Source organism: Bacillus sp. 7884-1, assembly GCF_002272245.1.
Classification (GTDB): Bacteria; Bacillota; Bacilli; order Bacillales; family Cytobacillaceae; genus Neobacillus.
In genome coordinates this window covers 1-6,869 of sequence record NZ_NPDD01000266.1, presented here as the reverse complement: position 1 = coordinate 6,869, position 6,869 = coordinate 1, and the positions used below count along the sequence as shown (strand labels likewise).

The 6,869-nt window shown below is 36.4% G+C and carries 9 protein-coding genes and 1 pseudogene; 5 read left to right on the top strand and 5 right to left on the bottom strand.

Features of this window, described 5'->3' with window-relative positions; all coding sequences use genetic code 11:
* The coding region (locus CHI06_RS30865; protein WP_257009482.1) for an endonuclease at positions 1 to 104 on the bottom strand (104 nt) is incomplete at its 3' end.
* A 256-nt stretch (positions 105 to 360) separates the two neighbouring features.
* On the opposite strand from CHI06_RS30865, the gene CHI06_RS27320 reads away from it, so the two are divergent.
* Complete coding sequence (locus CHI06_RS27320; RefSeq protein WP_095251791.1) at positions 361 to 1,152, top strand: HAD family hydrolase; 792 nt, start codon at positions 361 to 363, stop codon at positions 1,150 to 1,152.
* A gap of 109 nt (positions 1,153 to 1,261) precedes the next feature.
* Here CHI06_RS27320 and CHI06_RS27315 read toward each other — a convergent pair whose 3' ends face one another.
* Both CHI06_RS27315 and CHI06_RS27310 read right to left on the bottom strand, forming a co-directional pair.
* Positions 1,262 to 1,615 (bottom strand): hypothetical protein, encoded by a 354-nt coding sequence (locus CHI06_RS27315; protein WP_095251790.1) that lies wholly within the window; start codon positions 1,613 to 1,615, stop codon positions 1,262 to 1,264.
* Positions 1,616 to 1,635: 20 nt separating this feature from the next.
* Complete coding sequence (locus CHI06_RS27310) at positions 1,636 to 1,968, bottom strand: hypothetical protein (RefSeq protein ID WP_095251789.1); 333 nt, start codon at positions 1,966 to 1,968, stop codon at positions 1,636 to 1,638.
* 281 nt (positions 1,969 to 2,249) lie between these two features.
* On the opposite strand from CHI06_RS27310, the gene CHI06_RS27305 reads away from it, so the two are divergent.
* The 3 genes and pseudogenes from CHI06_RS27305 (at position 2,250) to CHI06_RS27300 (ending at position 3,609) form a co-directional block, all read left to right on the top strand.
* Complete coding sequence (locus CHI06_RS27305) at positions 2,250 to 2,525, top strand: hypothetical protein (protein WP_095251788.1); 276 nt, start codon at positions 2,250 to 2,252, stop codon at positions 2,523 to 2,525.
* 75 nt (positions 2,526 to 2,600) lie between these two features.
* Entirely contained in the window at positions 2,601 to 2,780 is a 180-nt protein-coding gene (locus CHI06_RS30860; RefSeq protein ID WP_257009480.1) for a DUF3231 family protein, read from the top strand.
* Positions 2,776 to 3,609, top strand: a pseudogene (locus CHI06_RS27300) (DUF3231 family protein). The gene CHI06_RS30860 and the pseudogene CHI06_RS27300 overlap by 5 nt, the downstream one beginning before the upstream one ends.
* Before the next feature lie 89 nt (positions 3,610 to 3,698).
* Here CHI06_RS27300 and CHI06_RS27295 read toward each other — a convergent pair.
* Positions 3,699 to 4,154 carry a S1 domain-containing RNA-binding protein gene (locus tag CHI06_RS27295; protein WP_095251787.1) on the bottom strand — a complete coding sequence of 152 codons (456 nt, stop codon included), beginning with the start codon at positions 4,152 to 4,154 and terminating at the stop codon, positions 3,699 to 3,701.
* 286 nt (positions 4,155 to 4,440) lie between these two features.
* Positions 4,441 to 5,031: a guanylate kinase gene (locus tag CHI06_RS27290; protein WP_095251786.1), complete on the bottom strand. Its 591-nt coding sequence runs from the start codon at positions 5,029 to 5,031 to the stop codon at positions 4,441 to 4,443.
* 360 nt (positions 5,032 to 5,391) lie between these two features.
* Between CHI06_RS27290 and CHI06_RS27285 the strand changes: the two genes are divergently transcribed.
* Positions 5,392 to 6,837, top strand: coding sequence for a DEAD/DEAH box helicase (locus tag CHI06_RS27285; protein WP_095251785.1), 1,446 nt, complete (start codon positions 5,392 to 5,394; stop codon positions 6,835 to 6,837).
* The last annotated feature ends 32 nt before the right edge of the window (positions 6,838 to 6,869 follow it).

The window sequence follows — 6,869 nt, the reverse complement described above, 5'->3', positions numbered from 1 at the left end:
ATAGATGGAAATTGGATACATTCTGTTAAATCAGGAAAATTAATAAACGGATTACGATTTCCTTGTATTTGGTAAATGGGTTGATTACGATGCTTTTCATGCAAACTTTCTGGGAACTCTTGGTGCCAGCGGGATTAACAATGGAACATCAAACTCTATACAATAGAGTTTCTTAATCATTCTGGGATAACGAAGCAGGAACCTTTTGCCAAGCTTCGCTCGGTTTGATTACGTCTTCGATACTACCATTATATTACAAAAAAAAATTGGCACCTTTTTTATTTTGTGAAAGAATATTCTTTTAATTTAAAAAATGGTAAACTAGTAAAATATATTTGGGTGAAAGGTGAGGCTGCGAAAATGATAAAAGCAATTTTTTTCGATTTAGATGATACACTGCTTTGGGATCAAAAAAGTATCAAGGAAGCATTTGTTGCGACATGTAAAGTAGCAGAGAAACGGTATGGTGTAGATGCAAGTGAACTAGAAGAAGCGGTACGTGAGGCTGCAAGAAACTTATATTCCTCCTATGAGACCTATTCATTTACACAAATGATCGGAATAAATCCATTTGAAGGATTATGGGGGAATTTCTTAGATGATTACGATGATTTTAGGAAAATGAAAGAAATCGTCCCAAGCTATCGAAAAGAAGCATGGACAGCGGGACTAAAGGCAATGGGAGTGGATGATCCCGCTTTTGGGCATGAATTGGCGGAAAGATTCCCACAAGAACGCAGTAATCTGCCGTTTGTGTACGATGAATCGTTTAAAATACTAGATTCATTAAAAGGAAAGTACCAAATGCTTCTGTTAACAAATGGATCACCTGATTTGCAGAACACTAAACTTTCGATTACACCAGAGCTTGTCCCATATTTTGACCAAATCGTCATTTCAGGAGCTTTTGGAATAGGAAAGCCTGATCCATCGATATTTGAGCATGCGTTGTCACTCATGTCCTTAGAAAAGGATGAAGTCCTGATGGTGGGGGATAACTTAATGACGGATGTTCTTGGTGCCAATAGGGCCGGGATTAAATCTGTTTGGATTAACCGACACGATAAAGAAAGAAATGAAATCAAACCAACCTATGAAATTAAACATTTAGAAGAGCTTTTTCCACTATTGGATGAGTTGAACAAGAGATAAAATTAATAAAAGGCTGTTTAAAGGTCTACTTGACTTGGACAGCCTTAACTTATTTTAAAAATTGGATTGTGCCCGAAAAAGGTACGAGCAACCAGTTACGGAAACAATCCTAGATCACGACGGAAAGTTTATTTAAGAGGGTGCCATTTTTTGCAGCTTTAATGAGTGGACGGACATCTTCTTTTAGTTGAAATTTATATAAATCATTGTCCAAGTAAACTTGAATACCGATATCGCAGATTCTACTGACACCGGAGGAGTTTGCCGAAATCTCAGCGAAAATTTGAAGCAAATGTTGAAGGAGCTTCCCTAAATTGCCATTGAATTCAGTATACATATTAAATCTCTTTTCAAGGTTCTCTACCTTACTTAGGTCATCCAAATAATCATATGGATACAAAATGGTAATATGATTATTTCCAAATTCCATTAGTCTGTTACCGAAGTGCTCTTTGTTTAACAAACCTACACGAACCTTACTTTTTATTTTCTTCCTTTCCTATCCAGGAACAGGTAATGCGGTAGAGTCAAATTGAGCTTCAAATATTTGTTTTTATTCTTTTCATATTCAAGTGTTTTCTCAAATAATTCCTCGATTATTCTAGCGGTAATATTTTTCAGTTTTGCTAATTTTCTATTAAAGTTATGAATAAAGTTAAATACCCCTACGCCAGTCGCCCATCCCATATTTGGTATCGAAACTAGCTTTTCAACATTGTCATCCCAACCCATTTCCGCATTTTTACCATAGGTTATCCGTGTATCTGTCATAACAATCGAGAAATAATCTGAAACACAGCCAATGACAACGCTCATCACACCATCTCCCCAGGTGAATATACGTATTCTTAATTCCATTATCTCGGACCGGAGTTAGAGTATGATGATAAAATTATTAGAATTTAATGAGAAATTTTGTTGGTTTTGGTTTTAGTGTAGCCACCCCATCCTAAAAAGGATGAAAACCATGCTAGTTTTTCTAACAGGATGATGGATTGCTGCTTGTTTTATTGACTATAATCAGAACCATACTCGAACTGAAGGTAATCAATACGGAGACATTTCATACATTATTTTAAAAAAGGGGAGTGGATAGTGTGCTTAAGAGTAAAAGAGAAGTCCAAGTGTTTCTAAAAATTTTCGAAGCATTTGCAAATTGGGATGGAGAAAAACATTTTCTTACTATGGAAACAGAGAATCCTAAGGGAATCCTGACGATAATGAAATCATCTGATGGTGCTTATTATTATCACCGAAAGAATGAATTGTATTGGGACATAAAAGAAATAAAAGTGGAGACAGGTATTTTAACAGACATCATTTGGACATTTAGACAGGCTGTTAATAAATCAATTAAAGAAATCGCTGTGTAAGTTGAACTCTCTTTCGTAAATAATTTCCTCCTATACTGGAAATATTATGCTTGAAGATAATAGGAGGAAATTTTTATGGATAAAAACCCTGATCATATCAAATTAACAGCTTCTGAATTGTCTTATCTATGGACAAGTTTTATGGCCGATAGTATGTCTGTCTGCGTATTGAAGTATTTTCTTGTACATATGAATGACAGTACTATTAAATCGCTCATCTCGAACGCTCTAGAACCTTTCGGAACAGCACATTGAATTCATTCGTAGTGTTTTTACAAAGGAACAAATTCAGATTCCACAGGGTTTTACCGAACAAGATGTAAATGTAAGGGCAAAACGGCTATTCTCAGATGTCTTTTATTTGAGATATATTCGCAATATGACCAAAGGTGGATTAGTCACCTATGGAAGGGTGTTACAAAACATTTACCGTCAGGATATCCGCTCCTTCTATTCTGAATGTTTAACAGATACTATGGAATTGGATAATAAAGCAACTACAATCTTATTAGAAAAGGGATTAGCCATTCGTCCTTCTGTTATTCCTTATCCACAAAAATTAGAGTTTATCCATAAACAATCCTTTATCCTAGAGGGATTAGGAAGAAGGGAAGGACTTACGGGAACAGAGATTACCAATCTCAGTGCGAACATCCAGACGAATCACCTTGGTGTGGCAATTGCAACAGCTTTTAGTCAGGTGGCAAAGTCCAAAAAAGTCCGTAAATATTTTTAAAGAGGAAAAGATGTATCCTTGAAACATATTAAAGTTTTAAGCAGCTATTTAGAAATGGACTCACTTTCAATTCCGGTTTCATTAGCACAGGAAGTTACTGATTCCAATGAATCCCCGTTTTCTGATAAATTAATGATGTTTCACTTTAATCTGATGATTTATGCTGGGGTAGGAAACTATGGAATCGCGATTTCAGAAAGTCAAAGAACCGATTTGGTTGTAGATTATTCACGGTATATTACGGAGGTTTTGAAGCTGTCAGAGGACGGAGCTAATCTCATGATTGAGAACGAATGGTTGGAGCAGCCTCCTCTGGCAGCGAATCGAAGAGATTTAGCAAAGAATTAATGTATTTCGATTACCAAAATCTTCGAACCCATCATCTCTAATAAATAAAAGAAGGCAAGCCTCATGGGGCTTGCCTTCTTTATCTATAATTATCCGCGTCTTCCGCCTCTGCCGCCACGTTTTGTTTCGGTGCTGCGTTTTAAACTGGATAAATTTTCTTCACTAGCTTTTAAGAATTTAGCCATTTTATCTTCAAAGTTTTCTTTTGGTTTAAAGTTGCTGCCGCCTTTTGAACGGAAGTCTTTTGATTGTCTATTATCTCTACCTTGGCGTTGTGGACGCTGGGAATAAGAAGAAGTTTGCCCTTCTGGCTTATCAATAGCTTTTTTAATAGACAAGGCAGTTTTTCCGTCTTTCTCACTAATTACCTTAACTTCAACTTGATCCCCTACTTTGAGATGATCATTAACGTCTTTAACATAGCTGTCAGCTACTTCGCTAATGTGCACAAGGCCAGTTGTGCCACCTGGTAATTCTACAAACGCTCCAAAATTAGTAATACCCGTTACTTTACCTTGTACTTTGCTGCCTACTTCGATCGACAAAAAGAGTTCCCCCTAAATAATGTTTTCAACACTTAATTATACAGTGTTATTTAAATAATTTCAACCTGTTATCTACCTTGTTTTTTCCATTCAAGAACACTTCATTCAATTTTTATGTTAGTATGTATTATGTTTAGCGTTAACATCGTGCTAAAGCACATGAAAAAATCGCTATTTCGTTTTCGTTTGCAAATATTAAGGATGACAGCAGGGCTAATTTATACTAAGAAAAATATTATAAAAAAGGTCCAATGACAGGGTTAATTTCCTATCAATGGACCTTTTATTAATAATCGGTGACAATTCTATTTTGATCAAGGAAAGCTTCAATGACTTCACTAACTTGAAAAGAAACTTGTGGTGAGTCATAATTTTCAAAGACATGTTCACATTCAGTTTTATAAGCCATGGTTTCATCATAGTGTGCCAAGTGTCTTTGGATATCTTCCTCTTTGTCATTTCGAGCCTGATGTCTCTTGATAACCGTATCACGGTCAGAATAGATGAATAAGCGCATGACTCGGTCACCATACATACTTTTTAATTTTTCGGTGCCTTCTGGATTTAACGTTAGATAGACAAGATTATGGTTTTCAAATGCCTTGACGATATCCTGTTCGCGAATTCCATAATGAATTCCATCGATATCCACACTCTCAAGAAATTCTTGGTTGTCCTTCATTTTGTTGAAGGTTTCGTCTGTAACAAAATGGTAGTCTACGCCGTCTTGTTCATAATGACGAGGAGGTCGAGTCGTGTAAGAAAGGACCGTTTCCATATCAAACGCGGTCGCCACCATCTTGGCAATGGTCTTTCTTCCAGAGCCATCGGGTCCAGTGTAAATGAAAAGTTTTTCCTTATCCTTGATTTTATACATAGATTACCTCCTAATAAAAAATTTAGTTAAATTAAAAAAAGAGATCCACAGATGTATAAAATTGCTGTTAAGTAAGTGATCTATACTATCCTTAGAACAGGATATTTCCATTATAACAGATTTTTCACTATATTTTTGACTTTTCTGATATTTACATGGAGAAAAGTGAAAACAGCTTCTTTAATAAATGTACCCTTTCTCTTAAGTCTTGTAAAGCTGTTGTGTAACAGTGTGCTGAAATAAAAAGTCGAAATGTCATGTATTTCAAGTATAATTAACATATTCAGATTTTGCATATGATAATTCTTTCAGAGAAATCCTATATAGAAGTTGGATAATACAAAAAAATGAGGTTACAGCATGAGTGAAAAAAAGTTTGAAGATTATCATTTAAGCGAGGAAATAAGAAGGGCGCTTACGGTATTAAAATACGATAATCCCACCGAAGTACAAAAAGAAGTGATACCAAAGGCATTAGAAAATCTAGATTTGGTTGTAAAATCACAAACAGGCAGCGGTAAGACAGCTTCCTTTGCGATTCCTATTTGCGAGATGATGGAATGGGAGGAAAAAAAGCCCCAGACTTTAATACTGACACCTACTCGTGAGCTGGCTGTCCAGGTTCGTGAAGATGTTACGAATATTGGACGATTTAAACGAATTAAAGCGATGGCGGTTTATGGGAAAGAACCTTTCTCAAAACAGAAGGAAGAATTGAAACAAAAAACGCATGTAGTCGTCGGGACACCTGGTCGTACGATTGACCATATCGAAAGGGGAACGCTCGAATTAGATAAAATCAAATATCTAATCATTGATGAAGCGGACGAAATGTTAAATATGGGCTTTATTGATGAAGTGGAAGCCATCATAAAAGAACTCCCGGAGAACCGAGTAACGATGGTCTTTTCAGCTACCTTACCGAAGGATGTTGAAAACCTTTGTCATCGATATATGAAAAATCCTATACAAATTGAGATTGCAGCTACGGGTGTCACAACGAATACGATTGAACATGCCGTTATTGAAGTAAAGGATGAAGAAAAGGTTTCATTGTTGAAGGATTTAACAGTGGTTGAAAATCCAGATAGCTGCATTATATTTTGCCGAACTAAAGAAAATGTGGAAAATGTCTATACAGAGTTGGAAAAAGCCAATTATTCTTGTGAAAGATTACATGGCGGTCTTGAACAAGAGGATCGGTTTGGCGTAATGGATGGCTTTAAAATTGGGAACTTCCGCTATCTTGTGGCAACAGATGTCGCTGCTAGGGGAATCGATATTGATAATGTGACACTGATTATTAATTACGATGTTCCAATGGAAAAAGAGAGTTATGTTCACCGGACAGGAAGAACAGGAAGAGCAGGTAACAAAGGAAGAGCGATTACTTTCGCAACACCTTATGAAGAGAAATTTGTTAAGGCAATTGAACGTTACATTGGCTTTGAAATCCCTAAGATGGATGTCCCAAACCAGGATGAGGTTGCGAGTGGAAAAGCAGCATTTGAAGAAAAACTTAGCGGCCGAAGAGTTGTCAGGAATAATAAAACGGCACGAATTAACAAGGATATTACCAAGCTCCACTTCAGTGGCGGAAAAAAGAAAAAGCTTCGGGCAGTAGACTTTGTTGGGACAATCTCTAATATTCCAGGAGTTTCAGCAGAAGATATTGGCATTATCACCATCCAGGACAACCTAACCTATGTTGACATCCTTAATGGAAAAGGCTCAGTAGTGCTCCAAGCAATGGAACAGACAACCGTCAAAGGAAAAAAACTAAAAGTAAGTACGGCTTTAAAATAATGGCTGTGTGATAAGCTGAAAATTGATTTTGG

Coding starts and splice junctions, on each gene's coding strand:
- CHI06_RS27320 (WP_095251791.1), top strand. CDS start 361: ATGATAAAAGCAATTTTTTTCGATTTAGATGATACACTGCTTTGGGAT.
- CHI06_RS27310 (WP_095251789.1), bottom strand. CDS start 1,968: ATGAGCGTTGTCATTGGCTGTGTTTCAGATTATTTCTCGATTGTTATG.
- CHI06_RS30860 (WP_257009480.1), top strand. CDS start 2,601: ATGGATAAAAACCCTGATCATATCAAATTAACAGCTTCTGAATTGTCT.
- CHI06_RS27290 (WP_095251786.1), bottom strand. CDS start 5,031: ATGTATAAAATCAAGGATAAGGAAAAACTTTTCATTTACACTGGACCC.
- CHI06_RS27285 (WP_095251785.1), top strand. CDS start 5,392: ATGAGTGAAAAAAAGTTTGAAGATTATCATTTAAGCGAGGAAATAAGA.